Source organism: Oryzicola mucosus (genome assembly GCF_014534685.1).
GTDB classification, from domain to species: domain Bacteria; phylum Pseudomonadota; class Alphaproteobacteria; order Rhizobiales; family Rhizobiaceae; genus Oryzicola; species Oryzicola mucosus.
Map to the genome: position 1 here is coordinate 553,825 of NZ_JACVVX010000003.1, position 19,824 is coordinate 573,648.

Genomic DNA, 19,824 nt, shown 5'->3' on the forward strand with positions numbered 1-19,824 from the left:
CTTACTTGCCCTTCGGAAGCTGCAGGATGCGGTCGGCGATGATGCCGAGCTGAATTTCGGAGGTGCCGGCAAAGATCGTCTCGGCCCGCGAATGGAGATAGATGGTCTCAAAGCGCGCAATCGCCGCCTTCACAGCATCGCCATGCGGCAGCGATGCCTTGGACAGCAACTCGATCGCCAGTGCGGCGAAACGCTGGTGCGCCTCGCTCCAATGCAGCTTGGCAAGGCTGCCGCGCGACCCAATGGACTCGCCGGAAACCAGCGCCTCGACCACGGTCTCGACATAGCTCTTCAGCACTTCCGCGTCTCCAACGGAAGCGCCGATGCGGCGCCGATAGTAGCCGTCATCGAGCAGCGCCGACAGGCGCGGGTCGGATTTGCATGCGGAGACCAGATGCGCGATCTCGCTGTCGAAGCGCCATGCCCGGTGCATGCGGTTGGTTGCGCGCTCGATGCCGAGAACCCTGATGGCAGCGTTCCAGCCCTCGTCGGGCAGGCCGAGCGCATCCTTCTCATCGACCTCGACATTGTCGAAGAAGACTTCGCAGAAACTGTCCTTGCCGTCGATCGACCTGATCGTGTTGACCCGAATGCCGGGCAGGTCCATCGGCACGGCGAACAGACACAGCCCGCGATGCCGGTCCTCGACGGTGCCGGTACGTGCCAGAAGCAGGCAGCGCTGGGAATTGTGCGCGCCGCTGGTCCAGATTTTCTGTCCGTTGATGCGCCAGACATTGCCGTCCCGCTCGGCGCGTGTTCGCAGGGCCGCGAGGTCGGAACCGGCTTCCGGCTCGGAGAACCCCTGGCACCAGATTTCACGCATCTCCAGGATCGCGGGCAGATAGGTCAGCTTTTGCTCCTCTGTGCCCACCGCCTGGATGATCGGCCCCGCCAGTTCCTTGCCGATCGAGTTGAGGCTTTCTGGCATGGCCGTGCGGCCGATTTCCTGGCTGATGACGAGATGCTCGCGCAACGACCGACCAAAGCCGCCATACGCTTTCGGCCAGGTGATGCCGACGAGCCCGGCGCGATGCATCGCCGCTTCCCAGGCGATTGTCTCGTCGATGGACGGCTTCTCCGGGGACAGCCGGTCGGTCCGAAAATGCGCCGGCAGGTTGCTGTCGAGCCATGACCGTGCATGGCTGCGCAACGCAGCCCCGGAAAGCTCTTCAGGTGCAGTGTCGCGCGGTTGTCTCAAGGGTGCTGCAAGCGTCATTATCGTGTTCCTTCTGCGCGCGAAACAGGCACCAGCAACGCATCCAGCGCCACGGCGCCTTTGCCCTGTGGCCTGACCAGAAGCGGGTTGATATCGATCTCGGCCACACTGCCGACATGAGCGACCGCGAATTTCGACAGAGACGAAATGACCTTCGCCGCAGCTGTAACATCCGCCTTGGGCCGGCCGCGTGCGCCGTCGAGAAGCTTGAAGGCCTTCAGCGACGACAGCATCTCCATCGCCTGGCGTTCATCGACGGGTGCCAGGCGCAGCGCCACGTCCTGCATCAGTTCGGCAAAGATGCCGCCCAGCCCGGCAACCACGACAGGTCCGAAAATCGGGTCTTTCTTGGTGCCGATGATAAGCTCGACGCCATCGGAGGCCATTTCGGCGACCAGAACCCCATCGATGCGAGCGTCCGGCGCTTTTTCCGCCACCCGCGTCGTCATCCCGGCATGGGCCTCGGCAAGAGCTTCCGGCGTGGCCAATCCGACGACGACGCCGCCAACTTCGGTCTTGTGAGCAATATCAGACGACAGGATTTTCAGGACCACGGGGTAGCCGATCTCCCGCGCTGCGGTGAGCGCTGAAGTCAGGTCGCTTGCGACACGTTCTTCGAGAATCGGAATACCGGCCTGTGCCAGTACCGCCTTCGCCTTGCTCTCATTGGCAAAGGCTTCGGAGGAAAGTGGGACGGCACGAGCCACCTCTACATTTGCATGGGTTTTGGACAAAGCTGCCCGCAACCGGAGGAGCCCGGCCGCGGCCTTGCAGACGGCATCGATGCCTTCGACGGTCGGGATGCCCATCGCATTGATCTTGGCAAGGATGTCCTTCGGTCCGCTTCCGCACAGCACAAGCAGCCGGTCGGGATAACGCTGCCGGACCTCGGTCAGCGACCTGACATAAACTTCCCGCAATCGAGGCAGGAACAGCGAACTCGAAAGCAACAGGATGGTCAGGTCGCAGGCCTGGTCGTCGACCACCGCTGACAGCACTTCGGTGAGGATTTCCGGCCGGCTCGAAATCTGCGCCGTCGTATCGACCGGGTTGCGCGGCGCGGCATAAGGGATCGCCGCGCGGATGCGCCGCTGGGTCGAAGCGGACAATTCGGGAATGGCAAGGCCGGCCGCGCTTGCAGCATCCGCCATCATCACGCCGAAGCCGCCGGACGCCGCAAGCAGCGCGACGCCATTGCCTTTCGGCAGTTCGCCGCTGCCCACGATGGTGGCGGCATGGCCGACATCCAGCAGTTCTTCGATGCTCGCCACCCGCAGGGCGCCGGTCGAGCGGAACACCGCGTCGAACACCTGGTCCGCGCCGGCCAGCGCGCCGGTGTGCGACGCAGCCGCCACCTGGCCTGCATCCGACGTGCCGATCTTGAGCACGATGACAGGCTTACCTGCATCGTGGGCGAGGCTGAGCGCCTCGATAAGCTTGGCGCCGTCGCGACACGTCTCCATGCAGCACAGGATGGTGCTGGTGCCGGGATCGCGCGCCAGAAAGGCGATGGCATCGGCGATGTCGATGTCGCATTCGTTGCCGGTGGTCATGAAACGGCTGATGCCGATGCCGCGTTCGCCGGCCTGGCGCATGGTGAAGCTGCCGAGATTGCCGCTTTGCGAAACAATACCCACGCTGCCCGCGTCCGGCATTCTCTCCTCGAGAACAACCGAGAAAGTGGCGATGGCTTTTTCCGCCACGCCCACCGCGCCGAGGCAATTCGGTCCCAATATGCGCATGCCGGAATTTTCAGCGATCTGCGTGAGACGGGCCTGCTGGCGCGCGCCGTCTTCGCCCATCTCGGAAAAACCGGCGGACAGGATGACGGCGGCACGCACGCCGCGCGCCGCGCATTGCTCAACCGCATCGACAGCCACCTCGGCGGGGACGGCGATAACCGCCAGGTCCGGCGTCTCCGGCAGCGCCTCGATGCTTTGGAAAGCCGGCAGCGACTGGACCGTGCCGCCGCTTTTGTTGACCGGGAATATCGTTCCCGCATAACCGTATTTCTGCAGAAGCTGCAGCGGCCGGCCGCCGATCTTGCTCGCATCCTGCGAGGCCCCGACAATCGCTATCGAGCGCGGCGAGAATATCGCTTCCAGTCCTCTTCCCAGCGTCACGGTCAGCGTCCCTTGAATACCGGCTTGCGCTTTTCAAGAAACGCTCTGCGCGCCTCTTGCGCATCCTCTGTCTTGGACAAGGTGACCGTGATGTCCTGCTCGAAACGGTAGGCGTCGCGCTGCGGCATCAGCTCGACCATGTTCGCCGCCCGCTTGGCATGCATCATGGCGATAGGGCTCTTGGCGGCAATCTGCTCGGCGATCTTCATCGTTGTCGGCATGAGTTCGGCGCGTGGCACGGCCGCCTCGATGACATTGCGCTCCAGAAGCTCGGCGGCCGTCAGGCGAACGCCCGTATAGAACATCCGCCGCATCGTCGAGCGTCCGAAAATCGTATTGAGCATGGATGCCCCGCCGGCCAGGCCGACATCGATTTCAGGCATGCCGAAGACGGCGTCATCGGCGGCATAGAAGATGTCGCACGCAGCCATCATGCCGAGGCCGGCGCCGAGCGCCGCACCGTTGACGGCGGCGATCACCGGCTTGGAGCATTCGCGAATGGAGTTGCCGGTTTCCCGGGTGATGCGATTGTGTTCGAGGAAATCGCCCTTGATGTCGGCGTTCGGCCGATCTTTCAGGTCGGCGCCGGCGCAGAACACCTTGCCCTCGCCGGTCAGCACCGCCACCCGCACATCGTCGCGATCCGACAGTTCATCGAATATCCGCACGATGCGCTCGCGCATGACGCGGTTCAGCGCGTTCACCGGCGGACGCGCCAATGTGACCACCGCAATGTAGTTGTCGATTTCGAGGCGAACCAAATCCTCAGCCACAACGCATCTCCCACTTTATTACTGACTGACCGGTCAGTCAGTATCTCGATAACAAGTTTCCAGTCGGGTCGCAACCCGATGAAACGGCGGCTAAGCTATTCCTGCAGCGCTTTTTCGCGACGTGCCCGGATGCTCGGCAGCATCATGAAAATCAATGCAACGACTGCTATGGCCAGCAGCGTGCCCGAGAGCGGAGAGGTGAAGAACACCGTCGCGTCGCCACGCGACAGCAGCATCGCCCGGCGGAAATTCTCTTCCACCTGTGGTCCAAGCACCAGTCCGAGCAGCATCGGTGCAGGCGGCAGCTTCAGTTGCAGGATGCCATAGCCGACGACGCAGACAAGCGCGGCCTGGTAGAGCTCGAACGTGTCGTTCTTGATCGAATAGATGCCGATGCAGCAGAACATCATGATTGCCGGATAGAGGAACCGGTAGGGGATCGTCAGAAGTTTCACCCACAGCCCGACCAGCGGCAGATTGAGGATGACGAGCATCAGGTTGCCGACCCACATCGAGGCGATAAGGCCCCAGAACAGGCCCGGATTGGAGGTCATCACCTGCGGGCCAGGCTGGATGTTGTGGATCATCATCGCGCCGACGATCAGCGCCATGACCGCATTCGACGGCAAGCCAAGCGTCAGCAGCGGAATGAACGAGGTCTGGGCGGCGGCATTGTTGGCCGACTCCGGTCCCGCAACGCCGGCAATGGCGCCATGCCCGAACTCTTCCGGGGTGCGGGAAATCTTCTTTTCAAGTGTGTAAGAGGCGAAGGACGCGAGTGCTGCGCCGCCGCCCGGCAGAATGCCGAGAAACGTACCGAGCGCGGAACCGCGCAGGATCGGCGCCGTCATCTTCCGCCAGTCGTCACGTGTCGGGAAAAGATTGGTAATCTTCTGGGTAACCAGGCTGCGTTCCTCGGAGCGCAGATTGCGGACGATCTCGGCAAATCCGAAAATGCCCATAGCCAGCGGCACGAAGTCGACCCCGTCGTAAAGTTGCGTCAGGCCGAAGGTGAAGCGCTGCTCTCCGGTGTTGACGTCTGTGCCGACGAGGCTGATCATCGCGCCCAGGATCACCATACCCAGGCTTTCCAGAACCGGTCCGGTGGACAGCACGGTGGCGAGCAGGATGCCCAGGATCATCAGGGCGAAATATTCCTTCGGCCCGAACTGCAGGGCGGCTTCCGACAGGATCGGCGCAAAGGCGGCAATGGCAAGCGTCGCGGTGCAGCCGGCAAAGAACGAACCGATCGCGGCAGTGGAAAGGGCGACGCCCGCCCTGCCCTGGCGCGCCATCTGGTATCCGTCGATAGCCGTCACCACGGACGAGGATTCGCCGGGCAGGTTGACGATGATCGCAGTCGTCGAGCCGCCATATTGCGCGCCGTAATAGATGCCCGCCAGCATGATCAGCGCGGCATCGGGCGACAGCGAATAGGTGATCGGCAACAACATGGCGATGGTGGCCAGCGGCCCCAGCCCCGGCAAAACGCCGATCAAGGTGCCCAACAGGCAACCGATAAAGGCATAGGCGATGTTGTTGAAGGTCAGCGCATGCTGAAAGCCGAGCGAGAGATTTGCGAGCAGATCCAAGGCCTGTCTCCTCTAGAAAATCGTCGGCCAGACCGGAAACTGCAGCCCGATGCCATAGACGAAGGCTCCGAGCGCCGTGACGATGAGCACCACGGTGGAGACGATCGTGCCGCGCCAGGTAAACTCGTGGCTTGCAAGACTGGAACCGATCAGAAGCACGGCGAGCGAAATCACGAGACCGAGCCTCGGCAGCAGGAAGGCGAAGACCGCAACCGAGCCGGCGATCCACAACAGCGGAGCCAGGGTCCAGGGTTCGAGCCTTTCAACAGGCGCGGTCCGCTTGACCGCGCCTGCCATGATGACAAGCCCCAGCACGCCTAAGCCGACAGACAGGATTCTCGGGAAATAGCCCGGCCCCATCCGCGCGCTGGTGCCCGCCTCGTATTCCAGCGACATCATGAACACCACGACCGCAATGACCAGGAATATCGCGCCCGAAACGAGCGCGCGTTGATCGCGTATCTGCACGGGTTCCCCCGAATTGTCTTAAGGCAAGGTCCGGGCGCCGAAGCGCCCGGCGACCGGTCATTCCGCCAGGCCGGCGGCAGTGACGATGCGAGCGAACTTTTCGTTCTCCTCGACCACGAACTGGGTCATGTCCTTGGGACCCTTGTCGGTGATCGGCGTCTGCGCATTGATGGCGAAGTATTCGACCACGGACGGATCCGCCATCGAAGCTTGCAATGCGCCGGACAGCTTGTCGACGATCTCCTGCGGCGTGCCCGCCGGAAGTGCGACCGACGTCCAACCGACATTGACGGCATCGGGAAGCCCGGCTTCCACGACGGTCATAGCATCGGGAAAGGACGGCAGGCGCTCAGGTCCCGTCGCACCGATCACCTTCATCTTGCCGGCATCGGAATAGGGCTTGATGACGGAAGTATAGTCAAAAGACAGGTCGATGACGCCTGACATCAGGTCGACCATCTGGCTCGTGCCGGCCTTGTAGGGGATGTGGGTCATCTCGATGTCGGCCGCGGCCGCGAGAAGTTCGCCAGCAAAATGCTGTGCCGTACCGATGCCGGGCGAGCCGAAGTTCACCTTGCCCGGATTGGCCTTGGCATAGGCGATCAGCTCCGGGAGCGTATTGAACGGTGCGTTGGGGCTGGCGACGATCAACTGGCTAGACGAGGTGATGCCCTGGACATGGGCGAAATCCTTGACCGGATCGTAGGACAGCTTGCCTTTTTTCAGGTTCGGCAAAATCGCCATGGGGCCGCCGGACGCATAAAGCACTGTATAACCATCGGGCTTGGCGACAGCGACCCCCTCGGTGCCGACAATACCGCCTGCGCCGGGCTTGTTTTCCACGATGACGGACTGGCCAAGTTTATCCGCCAGCACCACTGCGATCTTGCGCGCGGTCGTGTCGGTCACACCGCCGGCGGCGAACGGCACCACCCAGGTTACCGGCCGTGTCGGCCAGTCTTCCGCACGGGCCATGCCAACGCCAAAGGTTGCAGCCACCACGGCTGCGATGGTCATGAGTCTTATCAAGATTTCCTCCCGATTTGTCCGCGCAACGCCGTGCGGGAACCTCCAAATCGCAGCGACTCATACAGACTGACCGGTCAGTCAGCAAGTGAAAAGACGCAGGAGTGTCGCCGTCGGCGTGACCGCCCCGGCCCTCGTCGAAGGCGATGCAGGGCAACCGCAAGCGGATGGAAATTGTCCTCTGGTCCATTGCATACGATGGGAATTCCTGCTCGATGCAGGTCAAAGGATGCTTTCCGGAAGGCGCTTTCTGCCTTTCGTCATTTCTGAAAGGATACGCCATGGCGTCGACCTCTTTCGATCTCACAGGACGCCGCGCCATGGTAACGGGCGCCAGCCGTGGCATCGGCCAAGCCATCGCTCACGCCCTGGCAAAAGCAGGCTGCGATGTCGCCATCTCGGCGCGCAAGATCGAAAACCTCGCTGAAACCGCTGGTCTGATCGAGAAGGAGGGTCGTCGCGCCGCCACTGTGGCGCAGGATGTGCGAGACCCCACAGATGCGGCCGGTGGCGTCGAAGCTGCTGCAGACCAGTTGGGCGGTTTGGATATCCTCATCAACAATGCCGGGTTCGAGCATGTCAGCCCCTCGCTCCATGTCGACCAGGCGCTGTGGGACTCCATCGTCGACACCAATCTCAAGGGCGCCTTCTTCGCCGCCCAGGCAGCGGGGCGCATCATGGCCAAGGCGGGATCGGGCGGTTCGATCGTCAATCTCTGCTCGCTCACCTCTTATGTCGGTGTGCCGACCGCCGTACCCTATGGGGCTTCCAAGTCAGGCTTGCTGGGCATGACGCGCGCGCTCGCCACCGAATGGGCCGAGCGCGGCATCCGGGTCAATGCGATTGCGCCGGGCTATTTCCGCACCGCGATGACGGAAGTATTCTACGAGGACAAGGAGTGGCAGCAGCGCATGCTTTCGCGCATCCCGCAGCGCCGTTTCGGCGAGGAAAGCGACGTTGGCGGCGTCGTCATCTTCCTGTGCAGCAATGCCGCCGCCTATGTCACCGGCCATTGCATTCCGGTCGATGGCGGTTATCTCGCTTCGGTATGAAACCGCTTGCGAGTCGCGGCTGCACATTTGGCAGGCAAGCGCAAGAAATCGGCAGGTTCCATTGACGCAATTCACCCGAATAAGTATAGACAAGATCGAGCAGAGGAGCCGCAGAAGTTCCCGCCGAGAGCGTACAGGGGAATAGCATGAGCGCCGCTCCAGCCGGGGTCCCGCAGCAGGAAACGGCAGCCGCCGCAGCCGTTTCGGTCAAGCGTGTCAGCAAGGTTTTCGGTGATGTCCACGCCGTGCGCGAGGCCTCTTTCGACCTGCCCAAAGGCCGTTTCTTGACGATTCTAGGCCCCTCCGGCTCCGGAAAGACCACCTTGCTGCGCATGATCGCAGGGTTCGATGCGCCGACGGAAGGGGACATCTATATCGGCGGCCAACCGGTCAAGGCGGTACCACCGCATAAGCGCGCTATCGGGATGGTGTTTCAGAAACTGGCGCTGTTTCCGCATATGACGGCTGCGGAGAACGTCGCCTTTCCGCTCAAAATGCGGCGCCACGACGCCCGCACCATTCCCGAGAAAGTCGAGCGCTATCTCGAACTCGTCCGCCTGGGCGGCTATGGCAAACGGCGCATCGACGAACTGTCAGGCGGCCAGCAACAGCGCGTGGCGATTGCCCGCGCGCTGGTCTTTGAGCCCGACCTGCTGCTGCTCGACGAACCGCTCGCCGCACTCGACCGCAAGCTGCGCGAGGAAATGCAGCTTGAATTCCGCCGCATCCAGAAGGAACTCGGCGTCACCACCATCAACGTCACCCATGACCAGCGCGAGGCCCTCGTGGTCTCCGACGAGATCGTCGTGATGGATGGCGGCGAAATCCAGCAGATGGCGCAGCCTGTGCATACCTACCGGACGCCGGCCAACGCGTTTGTCGCCAACTTCATCGGCGTCACCAATTTTCTTGAAGGCTCCGTGGTCGAAACGAGCAACGAGGCAATCGCGCTGTCGGTCGGCGGCATGAGGGTCAAGGGCGTTGCCGGCGGCACGGCGAAAGTACCGGCGCAAGGCGAGCTTGCTGCCGGCGCCCTGCGCGCCGAACAAATCCGCATCGCGCCGACCGTCCAGGGATTTTCCGGCCTTGCAAACGTCGTTTCCGGCGAAGTCCGCGACGCGATCTTCGAGGGCGAACGCATCGTCTATGAGGTTGTCGTGCCGGAACTCGGCGGCGCTGTTCTGCGCGTCTTCGACCACGACGCCGAAAGCCACCAGCAGTTCGGCCCCGGAGATTCCGTCGCACTCGGCTGGAACGCCAAGGATATGTATATTTTCAAGAAATGACCGGGAAGGTCGATCCAGAGGAGAATGGGAATGTCGAACCAGAAATTTCTATCCGCGCAGATCAAGCGCCGGACGCTGCTTAAGTCGATGGCGGCTGCGGGTGCCGCAGCCGGCGCCTCGACGCTCGGCCTGAACCGCGCCTTCGCGCAAGAGCCTGAAAAGCCTGCCGAGATCATCGTCCGCGCCTGGGGCGGAAGCTGGGTCGACGCACTCAAAGCCGGCGTCTCGGACAGCTTCACCAAAGCAACCGGCATCGCTGTCCGCCACGATCTGACCGAGGACAACGAGATCCAGCCCAAGGTCTGGGCCGCTGTGGCCCAAAAGCGCGTGCCGCCGATCCACATCAACTGGGACACCACGACCAACGCCACCAAGTCGGCGCTGCGCGGCGTAACCGAAGACCTGTCGGACCTGCCGAACCTGAAGAACACCACCGACCTGTCCAAGCCGGTCGGCCTCGACGGCTATCCGATCGTCAACACCTATGGCTATGTCTATGTGCTCGCCTTCCGTCCGGAAGCCTTCCCGAACGGCGCGCCGAAGTCCTGGAACGACCTGCTCGACCCCAAGCTGAAGGGCCGCATCGCACTCTACAATGACGGCATCGGCTTCCACTTCCCAGCCCAGGTCGCCGGCGGCGGCAAGCTCGAGGACATCCCGGCCAACATGCAGCCAGCCTGGGACTTCATCACCAAGATCAAGGCGCAGCAGCCGCTGCTGGGTGAAGACCCGGATTTCACCACATGGTTCCAGCGCGGCGAGATCGACGCCGCCTGCACCATCTCCACCAATGCGCGCGAAGCCAAGAAGAACGGTATCAACATCGACTGGGTGGTGCCGGAAGAAGGCGCCAAGTTCGACACCGACGGACTTTGGATTCCCAAGGGCCTGCCGGAGAACGAGCTCTACTGGGCCAAGCAGTACATCAACCATGCGCTGACAAAGGAAGCCCAGCAGGTCTGGCTCGATGGCCTCGGCCTTCCCGGCGTCGTGCCTGGCCTGACGCCCCCCGCCGATCTGGTTGGCGATCCCTCCTATCCGACCACCGAAGAGGATTTCAAACACCTCATCCGCATCTCCACCAAGGTGCAGGTCGAGAACGAGAGCCAGTGGTTCGCCAAGTTCAAGGAAATCATGCAGGGCTGACGACAAGCCTTTGAAATCCAGGCCTGCCGAATATGTCGGCAGGCCTGTGCCTCACTGAACAGGAACGCGAGAATGCGCCCTTCCCGTGCTGCTTATCCCATACGCTGGCGCGTCATGGACATTCTCGAACAGGTTGCCGGAAAACTCTGGCCGCGGAGCTTTTCGGCCGGCCTGCCCTATCTGATGCTGCTGCCGGCACTGCTTCTGGTGGGCGTGCTGGTATGGGGATTGGTCGAGATCGGCGATTCCAGCCTGCGCACGCTCGACACCTCGACCTTCCTGATGTCGGAGAACTATACGCTCGCCAACTATCAGCGCGCGTTGAGCGAACGATTCTTCACGACCGTTGCAGGCCGCAGCCTGATGGGCTCGCTGATCGTCACCGTCGTCACGCTCATCTTCGCGTTTCCTTATTCCTACCTGATGGTGCGGACGCAAAGCTCAGCGCTGCGCAAGTTCCTGCTGGTCGCGCTGTTCCTGCCCTTCTTCATCGGCCAGGTCGTGCGCGCCTATGGCTGGCTCATCATCCTGGGCAACCAGGGCATGGTCAACGAAGCGCTCGGGCTTGTCGGCGTGACGCCCATACGGCTGCTCTACAACTATCCCGCAGTTCTGTTCGGTCTGGTGCAATACATGCTGCCGTTCGCGGTGCTGATGCTGGCGCCGGCCATGACGGCCATTCCGGCCGAGCTCGAATCGGCGGCCAGTTCGCTCGGCGCCAACTGGATCAGCAGTTTCCGCCATATCGTGCTGCCGCTGTCCAAACCCGGGCTGGTCGGCGCCGGGCTGGTGGTGTTCACGTTGTCGCTCACCGATTTCGCCATTCCCGCCATCCTCGGCGGCGGGTCGCAGGATTTCATCGCCAACGCTATCTACGACCAGTTCTTCCGCACCTCCGACCAAGGCATGGGCGCGACGCTTTCGCTGCTTCTGGTCGCCGTCGGGTCGATCCTTGTGGGGCTGGTGTTCATGGTCTTTGGCGCTGGAACGCTGGCCATGGGCGGAGATCGGAAATGACCGGTAGCCTCAGCAAATCCATCGTCATCTGGACCTTCGTCATAGCCTCCCTTGTGATGCTGTCCGCGCCGACCATCGTGGTGCTGGGCGCATCGTTCACCGCCGGCAACATGATCACCTTCCCGCCCGAAGGCCTGTCGCTGAAATGGTATGCCGCCATCAGCCAGGCATCCGGGCTGCGCCAAGCCTTTTTCCGCTCGCTTTATGTCGCGACCATCTGCACTCTGATCGCTATCCCGGTCGGGACGCTGGCCGGCATCGCACTTGCCAAATACCGGGTGCGCTTCGGCCACGGCATTCAGATTTACCTGCTGTTGCCCTTCACCATACCGCTTATCGGTTCCGGCATCGGCATGATGCTCGCCTTTGGCAATGCAGGCCTTGCCGGACAGCTCTGGCCGCTGGGCGTGGCCTGCGCCGTCATCAACCTGCCCTTCATGATCTGGGCCGTGACGGCAAGCGCATCGAACCTCAGCCCGGACCTCGAACTGGCGGCGGCCAATTGCGGCGCACCGCCGCTGCAGCGCTTTCTCTACATCACGCTGCCCGCCGTCATGCCCGGCATCATCACCGGCTCGCTTCTGATGTTCATCCTGGCGCTCAACGAATTCCTCGTCAGCCTGCTTCTGGTCGATGCGCGCAACGTCACGCTGCCGGTGCAGATCTACAATTCAATCCGCTCCATCATCACGCCCGACCTCGCGGCAATTTCGGTGGTTTTCATCGCCTGCGCGGCCATAGCCATCGCGGTCCTCGACCGCCTCGTCGGGCTCGACGTCTTCCTCAAATCGAAATGAGTGCCGGCGTCCTTCCGGCAGCATCAGGGACAACATCATGACCGACGTGTCTTTCCATGAATACGCCAAGCTTTCCGCGGACGAGAAGGCAGCCTTGCTGCGCCGCTCGGAAACCGATCTGTCGGGCTTCATCGACAAGGTAGCGCCGATCCTCGAAGCCGTCCGCACCGAAGGCGACACTGCACTTGCCCGTTTCGGACGCGAACTCGACAAGGCCGATATCACCGAGGACCGGCTGAAGGTCACCGAGGCAGAGTTCGACGCCGCCTTCAAGCTCGTGGATGACGAGACGAAGGAATCCATCGCCTTCGGCATCGCCAACATCCGCACCTTCCATGAGGAGCAGAAGCCCGAGGCCATGTGGCTGAAGGAGATCCGCCCCGGCGCCTTTGCCGGCGACCGCTTCACGCCGATCCAGTCGGTGGCGCTCTATGTGCCACGCGGAAAGGGCTCTTTCCCGTCGGTCACTATGATGACCTCGGTTCCGGCCATCGTTGCCGGCGTACCGAACATCCAGATCGTGACGCCGCCCGCGCCCGATGGCTCGGTCGACGCAGCAACGCTGGTCGCAGCCCGTCTGGCCGGCGTCGAAACCATCTATAAGGTCGGGGGCGCGCAGGCGGTGGCAGCGGTTGCCTATGGCACCGAAACGGTGAAGCCGGCACTCAAGATCGTCGGCCCCGGCAGCCCCTGGGTGGTCGCGGCCAAGCGCTCGCTGTCGGGCATCATCGACACCGGCCTGCCCGCCGGCCCCTCCGAGGTCATGATCCTGGCCGACGACACCGTGCATGGCGGATTGGCGGCGCTCGACCTGCTGATCGAGGCCGAGCACGGCCCCGACTCCTCCGCCTATCTGGTCACCCATAGCCGCCGCGTCGCCGAAGAAGCGCTTGCCGCCCTGCCCGAACACTGGGCACGGATGACCGAACAGCGGGTGGCGTTCTCCACCGCCGTACTCACCGGCAAGACTGGCGGCATCGTGCTCACCTCGTCCATCGAGGAGAGCTATGCATTCGTTAACGCCTATGCACCGGAACATCTGGAGCTGCTGTCGGAAGAGCCCTTCGTGCATCTCGGCCACATCACCGAGGCCGCCGAAATCCTCATGGGCACCCACACGCCCGTCAGCATCGCCAACTTTTCGCTGGGACCCAACGCGGTTCTGCCCACCAGCCGCTGGGCGCGGACATATGGTCCGCTGTCGGTAACCGATTTCGTCAAGCGCAGCTCGATCGGCTACGTTACGGCACCGGCCTATCCGGAATTTGCCAAGCACTCGCACCGGCTGGCGCTCTATGAAGGCTTCTCCTCTCATGCCAATGCGGTATCGCCGATCCGCGACGCCTACCTCAAGAAGGGCGGCTGAGCCATGAAGGCGGTCCGGCTCTACGATGCCCTCGACCTGCGCGTGGAAGAGGTCGACGCGCCATCCGATGTGCCGCCGGGTCATGTCCTGCTGCGCGTCGAGGCTGCCGGCATCTGCGGCTCGGACCTGCACAATTACCGCACCGGCCAGTGGATCACCCGGCGCCCGTCCACAGCCGGGCATGAACTGTCTGGCGCGGTCGCGGCTTTGGGCGAAGGCGTCGAAGGCTTTGCCTTAGGCGACCGAGTGGTCGCCGATTCCCGCGTCTGGTGCGGCGCTTGCCCGGCATGCCTGTCGGGACGTTCCAACATCTGCGAAAAGCTCGGTTTCGTCGGCGAGGTTTGCGACGGCGGCTTTGCCGAGGCAGTCGTCCTGCCCGCGCGCCTGCTAGTCAAGCACGATCCATCGCTTCCCGCCCGCGTGGCAGCCATGGCCGAACCGTTGGCGGTGGCGCTGCATGCCGTGCGGCGGCTTTCCGCGCCCGCAGGCGAGCCTGTTCTGGTAGCCGGCTGCGGCACAATCGGGGGGCTTTGCGCGCTGCTTCTGGCAAAGCTGCATGATGGCCCGGTTCTGCTCTCCGATCTCAACACCGCACGCGCGAGAATGGTCGCGGAACTGGTCGGCGGCACGGTGGTCGCTCTGAAGGCCGATGCGGTCGCCGAGGCGCTCGGCCCCCATGCCCGGTTGCGTTTCGCGATCGACGCCACCGGCCATGTCGGCGCCATCGACGCGACGCTGAAGCTTCTGGCCGGCGGCGGCGCGCTCGCGCTCGTCGGTATAAGCCATGGCAAGCTCGATCTGGACCCCAACCTGCTGGTCGAGCGAGAAACAGCGCTTCTGGGCTGCCATGCCTTCAACGGCGAATTGCCGGAAACCGTCGCCATGCTGCCCGAGCTTGCTCCGGCGCTGCTTGCCGTGTCGGAAACGCTCTCCAGCCTCGATGACATACCCGCCGCCTATGACCGCCTGCTGAAGGGAGAGGCTGCCAGGCTCAAGACGCTCGTCGATCTTTCCGAAGACTCCAGCGGCTCTGAGATGCACAGGTCACCAAGCGTTTCGCTGACATCTTCGCGCTACCCGAAGAGCGCTTCGCCTGAACCCATTTCCGGAATTTCCACATGATCCATTCCCCGAGCCGGACCGCCGAAATCCGCAGGCTTGCCAGACTGAACAACGGTTCGGCCGAGGCCCTGCTGGGCGAATTGCTGCGCGATGCCTTCGGGATCGATGCCAACAACATCTCCATCAATCGCGACCGCTACAGCCTGAATTCGCTCAACGGCTTCTTCGATACCGGCGAAGGCCAGTTCTTCTTCAAGTTTCATCAGGAGGAAGGCGAGGAAGAGATGAGCGGTGAATATTACCGCGCAGACATTCTGGCGCGCGCCAAGCTGCCGGTCGATCTGCCGGTGCTGTCTTCTGTGCTGCCGGGCGAGCAAATCCTGGTCTATCGCCGACGCAGCGATCCACGTTTTTCCGACGTGTTGCGCGCGCTTGATCTCAGCGGCGATCCAGTGTCCGAAGCAAAAGCCATCCAAGCCGAGGCGGATCTTTCCGATGCGCTTCTGGCCGTCTATCTCCAGTCGCTGCACCCGATCACCCCGGAACAGTCAGCCGCCGAACCCGTCCATCGGCTGTTCTACGAACGCCTGATCGAACCCTTGACCGGCAAGTATCCGGGCGGACGCCTGCTCAGCTTCTATATCGACAAGGATTTCGCCTTTCCGGGCGTTGAACTCGACTGGCAGACGCTGGCGTCGGCGCATTTCGTGGTCAACGGCGTGCGCTACGGCCGTACGCTTGGCCAACTCTTCGACGAGGCCGCGGAGCGGCTGAACCCGCGCCGGCTGGCCGATGCCGGCGGCGTCATCGCCCATGGCGACGCGCACAACGCCAATGTCTGGTACAGCGAACACCCGGACGGCACAGCGGCGCTGTCGTTCTTCGATCCGGCATTCGCCGGCGAGCATGTGCCCACGCTCCTGGCCGAGGTGAAGACCACCTTTCACAACATGCTTGCCCATCCTCTCTGGCTCTACGATCCCGCGGACGCGGCCGATACTTGGCAGGCGCGCGCCGAGATCAGCGCCGGCGATCTCATCGTCACCACCGACTTCGCACTCAGCCGCATCCGTCTCGCCCTGATGGATGTGAAAGCCCAAAGGCTCTGGAAGCCGCTGCTGGCAACGCTCGCCGAACGCGGTATGCTGCCGGACGACTGGCGCCGCGTGGTCCGGCTCGGCCTGTTTCTATGCCCAACATTGGTAATGAACCTGCGCGCCGGCGCGGGAAACCACAATGAGGTATCCTCGCTGATCGGGTTGTCGGTGGCGGTCATGGCAGGTAGCGAACCGGACAGCGGCGATGATGTCGTCAGCCGTTTCCTCGACGCCATCGATCCACACCAGGGTATCGCAGAAACTCCTTCAGGTTTGAAATAAATATTTGATCTAATATCAAGTTCATATTGCCAGCCGCCACGGCACCTCTTATTCTCGCTCTCAGGGATCACGGACAGATCAACGAAGACCGCCGCGTTGCCATAAAACGAGCTAACGGTCTTCAGGCAAAGGGCACCGCACGATGAGCGTCAAACCCTATGACCCCGCCCAGGACGGCGCTCAGATGTCCTTTAAGGAGCGGATGTCCTATGCCGACTATCTGAACCTGGATATGGTCCTGGGTGCGCAGAAACCCTTGTCCGACGCTCATGACGAAATGCTGTTTATCGTGCAGCATCATGTCTCCGAACTCTGGATGAAACTTGCCATCCACGAGATCACATCGGCCATCGAGGCGATCCGCAACGACCAGCCGCAGGCGGCCTTCAAGATGCTGTCGCGCGTGGCGCGCATTTTCGAGCAGCTCAACAATGCCTGGGATGTGCTGCGGACCATGACGCCAAGCGAATACACCACGTTTCGCGACGCGTTGGGGCAGTCCTCGGGCTTCCAGTCCTACCAGTACCGCGCCATCGAGTTTCTCGCCGGCAACCGCAACCTGGCCATGCTCGGACCGCATGCGCATCGTCCGGAAATTCTCTCGAAGCTGGAAACGATCCTGGCGCAGCCGAGCCTTTACGAGGAGGCGCTGCGTCTTCTGGCGCGCGCCGGATTCGATATCGGCGACGATGCCGAACGCAGCGACTGGCGCAGTTCGCGCAGCCAGAACGACAAGGTCATGGAAGCGTGGAAGGAAATCTACAACGAGCCCGAGCGCTATTGGGATCTTTACGAGCTCGCCGAGAAACTGGTGGATTTCGAGGACTACTTTCGCCGCTGGCGCTTCAACCATGTCACCACCGTCGAGCGTGTCATCGGCTTCAAGCGCGGCACCGGCGGAACGTCAGGCACCCATTATCTGAAGAAGATGCTGGAGGTCGAACTGTTTCCCGAACTCTGGCGCGTTCGCACCGAGCTCTAGGATCAACAAAGCCCGCGGGGGATCATGATTTTCCATCACATCACGGATTGGGACGACGCCTATTCCAACGGCGCCAACATCGCCGGCGGCAATCGCTGGCCCGAGGCTTGGGTCGCGCCCGCGCAAGCCTACCGTGACGAGCTAACAGCTGCCGGTCGCGCCGAACTCGGCCAGTCCTACGGCGCGAAGCCGCGCAACCGCTTCGATCTGTTTCTGCCGGAGGGCAAGCCGAAGGGCCTCGTCGTCTTCATCCATGGCGGCTACTGGTACAGCCTCGACAATTCCTACTGGTCGCATCTGGCGCGCGGTGCCAACGAGCGCGGTTTCGCCGTGGCTATGCCCACCTATACGCTCTGCCCCGAAGTCCGCATCGCCGACATCGTCGTCGAAGTGGCCGCAGCCATCGAGACCGCCGCGGCGAAAATCGAAGGGCCCATCCACCTCACAGGTCATTCCGCCGGCGGCCATCTTGTCTCGCGCATGATCTCGGCGACATCGCCGTTGAAGCCGAATGTCCGCGCGCGCATCGGCAACACGGTCTCGATTTCCGGAGTGCACGACCTGCGTCCGCTGATGCGGACCAAGATGAACGCGAACCTTCGCATCGATGCCGAAGAGGCCCAGACGGAAAGCCCCGTTTTGCTCGAACCGGGCCCGGATGCGCGGCTGTTCTGCTGGGTCGGCGCTAATGAGCGCGCCGAATTTATCCGTCTTAACGATCTTCTGGCCAATGTCTGGACAGGTCTCGGTGCGTCCACCGGACATTACGCCGAGCCGGACAAGCACCATTTCAATGTCGTCGACGGCTTGGCAGACCCTTGGCACGCCCTCACCTGCACACTCCTGGGCGAACGTTGAGTGCCAGGGAGTTGACGTTCGATCTTTGATCATAAAACGTATCCTGCCTTGCGATGAGTCGCCGAGCGGCTTACTAGCGGCGTGACACGCAGAGGCGGTCAAACGATCGAACTGGAGGAATCGTGGCCGACCACGACACCAACTCACTTCTCGTCGACGTAGTGCCGGTTCTGCGTGAAACGGTTCAGAACCGCGTTCATCAGCAACTCCGGCATCTGCTGATGGTCGGGCGTTTCCAGCCTGGCCAGGCATTGAAGATCCACGATCTCGCCGAGGTTTTCGGTACGAGCGCGCAACCGGTGCGCGAGTCCATCCGCCAACTGGTGGCCGAGCGCGCGCTGGAGGCTCTGCCAAACCGCAGCGCGCGGGTGCCCCTGATGGACGACACGCGGTTGGAGGATCTCAGACGCACGCGCCTTGCGCTCGAAGGCCTGGCGGCGGAGATTTCAGCAGAACGGGCGACCGAGGAGGATATTGAGGCGCTTGCGCGGATCGTCGACGAAGAAGTGCGGGCCGACGAGGATCTGCATGTCGAATCCAGTGTCAACCGCAACCTCGAATTCCATTTCCGGCTGTATCGAATATCCGGCTCGACCGTGCTCTTGCCGATCGTCGAAGGCCTTTGGCTTCAGGTCGGCCCGAACATCCGCCGCGCGGCCGAGAATTTCGATGCGCGCGACGGGCGCGGAGCGGAACTGCACATCAGAACTGTCGCCGAACTGCGCAAGGGCAACGTCAAGGGTGTCCGCAGGGCTATCGAGGACGACATCAACCGGTTCTTCGACCTGCTGGTGAAGCCGCGCCCGGCGGACGCGGCGCCTGCCAAGCCCGATCCCGCGATCAACGGCTCCTATCCATCCATTCGCGCACTTTAAGCGTCCAGAGATCGTCCGCATTGCCGGTGTTGAGATGGATGCTGAAATGGTCGTCGTCGGGAAAGACGTGATGTTCGACCGGCTGCCCGACTGCCTTCAGGGCTGCGACCAGCGCCGGACCGTCGCGCAGAACCTGTTCCTTTTCCTTGCCGCCCCAGGTGATGAAGAACGGTGCGGAAGTCTTGCTCGCAATCTCGATGGGGCTGTTTGGCACATCGGCCGGAACGCGCAGGCTTTCGTCGGCCTCGATATCGGCCAGCCGTCGCGAATAGCTGCCGCTGATCGGCAAAACGCCTAAGAACGCATCATCCGGCAAGCCGGCGGCACGGCGCGCCTCGTGTTGCAGCGCCATTTGCACGACGATCTGCGCGCCCGCCGAATGTCCGCCGATGAAGATGCGTTTGGGGTCGCCGCCCAGTTCGGCGATGGTCTCGCGGACATGGGTGAGCGCCGCGAAGGCATCCTGCATGATGTCGCGATAGGATACGGTCGGCGCGAGCCTGTAGGACACCGAGACGAAAATTGCCGGAAATGCGGTGATCACCGGCGCCATGAAGCCGCACCACTCCTTGTAGCCATGCGTGAAATTGCCGCCGTGGAAGAACAGCAACACCGGCAGCGGCTCGGATGTCGGCTCTTCCGGCAGGTAGATGTCGAGCTTCTGCCAATAATCAGGGCCGTAGGTGACATCCAGCACTGCACGCGAATTCTCGGCCACCGCGCGCGACAGCCTGAGACAGGTTTCGGCATAGGCGTCGGCATTGGCGTTGATCGGCGTTTGGGGCGGAAGATCGTCAAAGCTCATG

General features: G+C 62.5%; 18 protein-coding genes. 11 read left to right on the plus strand and 7 right to left on the minus strand.

The window, feature by feature from the left end:
* Position 1: 1 nt before the first annotated feature.
* The 6 genes from ICI42_RS12820 to ICI42_RS12845 all read right to left on the minus strand — a co-directional run bounded on the left by ICI42_RS12820 (position 2) and on the right by ICI42_RS12845 (position 7,201).
* Complete coding sequence (locus ICI42_RS12820; RefSeq protein WP_188164952.1) at positions 2–1,216, minus strand: acyl-CoA dehydrogenase family protein; 1,215 nt, start codon at positions 1,214–1,216, stop codon at positions 2–4.
* Positions 1,216–3,339: an acetate--CoA ligase family protein gene (locus ICI42_RS12825; RefSeq protein WP_188164953.1), complete on the minus strand. Its 2,124-nt coding sequence runs from the start codon at positions 3,337–3,339 to the stop codon at positions 1,216–1,218. The genes ICI42_RS12820 and ICI42_RS12825 overlap by 1 nt, the downstream gene beginning before the upstream one ends.
* 2 nt (positions 3,340–3,341) lie before the next feature.
* Entirely contained in the window at positions 3,342–4,112 is a 771-nt protein-coding gene (locus ICI42_RS12830; protein WP_188164954.1) for an enoyl-CoA hydratase/isomerase family protein, read from the minus strand.
* Positions 4,113–4,207: 95 nt separating this feature from the next.
* The gene (locus ICI42_RS12835; protein WP_188164955.1) at positions 4,208–5,704 is read right to left on the minus strand and encodes a tripartite tricarboxylate transporter permease; all 1,497 of its coding nucleotides are present in this window, start codon (positions 5,702–5,704) and stop codon (positions 4,208–4,210) included.
* A 12-nt stretch (positions 5,705–5,716) separates the two neighbouring features.
* Complete coding sequence (locus tag ICI42_RS12840; protein WP_330999160.1) at positions 5,717–6,172, minus strand: tripartite tricarboxylate transporter TctB family protein; 456 nt, start codon at positions 6,170–6,172, stop codon at positions 5,717–5,719.
* A gap of 57 nt (positions 6,173–6,229) precedes the next feature.
* Positions 6,230–7,201, minus strand: a complete 972-nt coding sequence (locus ICI42_RS12845) for a Bug family tripartite tricarboxylate transporter substrate binding protein (RefSeq protein WP_230980304.1) — start codon at positions 7,199–7,201, stop codon at positions 6,230–6,232.
* 278 nt (positions 7,202–7,479) lie between these two features.
* On the opposite strand from ICI42_RS12845, the gene ICI42_RS12850 reads away from it, so the two are divergent.
* From ICI42_RS12850 to ICI42_RS12900, 11 genes are all read left to right on the plus strand, one after another.
* Positions 7,480–8,250 carry an SDR family NAD(P)-dependent oxidoreductase gene (locus ICI42_RS12850; RefSeq protein WP_188164956.1) on the plus strand — a complete coding sequence of 257 codons (771 nt, stop codon included), beginning with the start codon at positions 7,480–7,482 and terminating at the stop codon, positions 8,248–8,250.
* Positions 8,251–8,396: 146 nt separating this feature from the next.
* Positions 8,397–9,536 carry an ABC transporter ATP-binding protein gene (locus ICI42_RS12855; RefSeq protein ID WP_188164957.1) on the plus strand — a complete coding sequence of 380 codons (1,140 nt, stop codon included), beginning with the start codon at positions 8,397–8,399 and terminating at the stop codon, positions 9,534–9,536.
* 30 nt (positions 9,537–9,566) lie between these two features.
* Positions 9,567–10,682, plus strand: a complete 1,116-nt coding sequence (locus tag ICI42_RS12860; protein ID WP_188164958.1) for an ABC transporter substrate-binding protein — start codon at positions 9,567–9,569, stop codon at positions 10,680–10,682.
* A gap of 72 nt (positions 10,683–10,754) precedes the next feature.
* Positions 10,755–11,699, plus strand: a complete 945-nt coding sequence (locus ICI42_RS12865; protein WP_188164959.1) for an ABC transporter permease — start codon at positions 10,755–10,757, stop codon at positions 11,697–11,699.
* Positions 11,696–12,496, plus strand: coding sequence for an ABC transporter permease (locus ICI42_RS12870; RefSeq protein WP_188164960.1), 801 nt, complete (start codon positions 11,696–11,698; stop codon positions 12,494–12,496). The genes ICI42_RS12865 and ICI42_RS12870 overlap by 4 nt, the downstream gene beginning before the upstream one ends.
* A 37-nt stretch (positions 12,497–12,533) precedes the next feature.
* Entirely contained in the window at positions 12,534–13,862 is a 1,329-nt protein-coding gene (gene hisD, locus ICI42_RS12875; protein ID WP_188164961.1) for a histidinol dehydrogenase, read from the plus strand.
* Positions 13,863–13,865: 3 nt separating this feature from the next.
* Positions 13,866–14,984 (plus strand): zinc-dependent alcohol dehydrogenase, encoded by a 1,119-nt coding sequence (locus tag ICI42_RS12880; protein ID WP_188164962.1) that lies wholly within the window; start codon positions 13,866–13,868, stop codon positions 14,982–14,984.
* Complete coding sequence (locus tag ICI42_RS12885) at positions 14,981–16,303, plus strand: hypothetical protein (protein ID WP_407945154.1); 1,323 nt, start codon at positions 14,981–14,983, stop codon at positions 16,301–16,303. Before ICI42_RS12880 ends, ICI42_RS12885 begins: the two co-directional genes overlap by 4 nt.
* Positions 16,304–16,445: 142 nt before the next feature.
* Positions 16,446–17,285, plus strand: coding sequence for a tryptophan 2,3-dioxygenase (gene kynA / locus ICI42_RS12890; protein ID WP_188164963.1), 840 nt, complete (start codon positions 16,446–16,448; stop codon positions 17,283–17,285).
* 24 nt (positions 17,286–17,309) lie between these two features.
* Complete coding sequence (locus ICI42_RS12895) at positions 17,310–18,143, plus strand: alpha/beta hydrolase (RefSeq protein ID WP_188164964.1); 834 nt, start codon at positions 17,310–17,312, stop codon at positions 18,141–18,143.
* Between the two features lie 122 nt (positions 18,144–18,265).
* On the plus strand, positions 18,266–19,018 hold the full coding sequence (locus tag ICI42_RS12900; RefSeq protein ID WP_188164965.1) for a GntR family transcriptional regulator: 753 nt from the start codon (positions 18,266–18,268) through the stop codon (positions 19,016–19,018).
* On the opposite strand, the gene ICI42_RS12905 is transcribed toward ICI42_RS12900, so the two are convergent.
* Positions 18,984–19,823 carry an alpha/beta hydrolase gene (locus tag ICI42_RS12905; protein WP_188164966.1) on the minus strand — a complete coding sequence of 280 codons (840 nt, stop codon included), beginning with the start codon at positions 19,821–19,823 and terminating at the stop codon, positions 18,984–18,986. The genes ICI42_RS12900 and ICI42_RS12905 overlap by 35 nt on opposite strands.
* Position 19,824 lies beyond the last annotated feature (1 nt).

What these genes read in the sequence shown, in the direction of transcription:
- ICI42_RS12820 (WP_188164952.1), bottom strand. Translation starts at nt 1,216, where the DNA reads ATGACGCTTGCAGCACCCTTGAGACAACCGCGCGACACTGCACCTGAA.
- ICI42_RS12850 (WP_188164956.1), top strand. Translation starts at nt 7,480, where the DNA reads ATGGCGTCGACCTCTTTCGATCTCACAGGACGCCGCGCCATGGTAACG.
- ICI42_RS12855 (WP_188164957.1), top strand. Translation starts at nt 8,397, where the DNA reads ATGAGCGCCGCTCCAGCCGGGGTCCCGCAGCAGGAAACGGCAGCCGCC.
- ICI42_RS12860 (WP_188164958.1), top strand. Translation starts at nt 9,567, where the DNA reads ATGTCGAACCAGAAATTTCTATCCGCGCAGATCAAGCGCCGGACGCTG.
- ICI42_RS12865 (WP_188164959.1), top strand. Translation starts at nt 10,755, where the DNA reads ATGCGCCCTTCCCGTGCTGCTTATCCCATACGCTGGCGCGTCATGGAC.
- ICI42_RS12870 (WP_188164960.1), top strand. Translation starts at nt 11,696, where the DNA reads ATGACCGGTAGCCTCAGCAAATCCATCGTCATCTGGACCTTCGTCATA.
- hisD (WP_188164961.1), top strand. Translation starts at nt 12,534, where the DNA reads ATGACCGACGTGTCTTTCCATGAATACGCCAAGCTTTCCGCGGACGAG.
- ICI42_RS12880 (WP_188164962.1), top strand. Translation starts at nt 13,866, where the DNA reads ATGAAGGCGGTCCGGCTCTACGATGCCCTCGACCTGCGCGTGGAAGAG.
- ICI42_RS12885 (WP_407945154.1), top strand. Translation starts at nt 14,981, where the DNA reads ATGATCCATTCCCCGAGCCGGACCGCCGAAATCCGCAGGCTTGCCAGA.
- kynA (WP_188164963.1), top strand. Translation starts at nt 16,446, where the DNA reads ATGAGCGTCAAACCCTATGACCCCGCCCAGGACGGCGCTCAGATGTCC.
- ICI42_RS12895 (WP_188164964.1), top strand. Translation starts at nt 17,310, where the DNA reads ATGATTTTCCATCACATCACGGATTGGGACGACGCCTATTCCAACGGC.
- ICI42_RS12905 (WP_188164966.1), bottom strand. Translation starts at nt 19,823, where the DNA reads ATGAGCTTTGACGATCTTCCGCCCCAAACGCCGATCAACGCCAATGCC.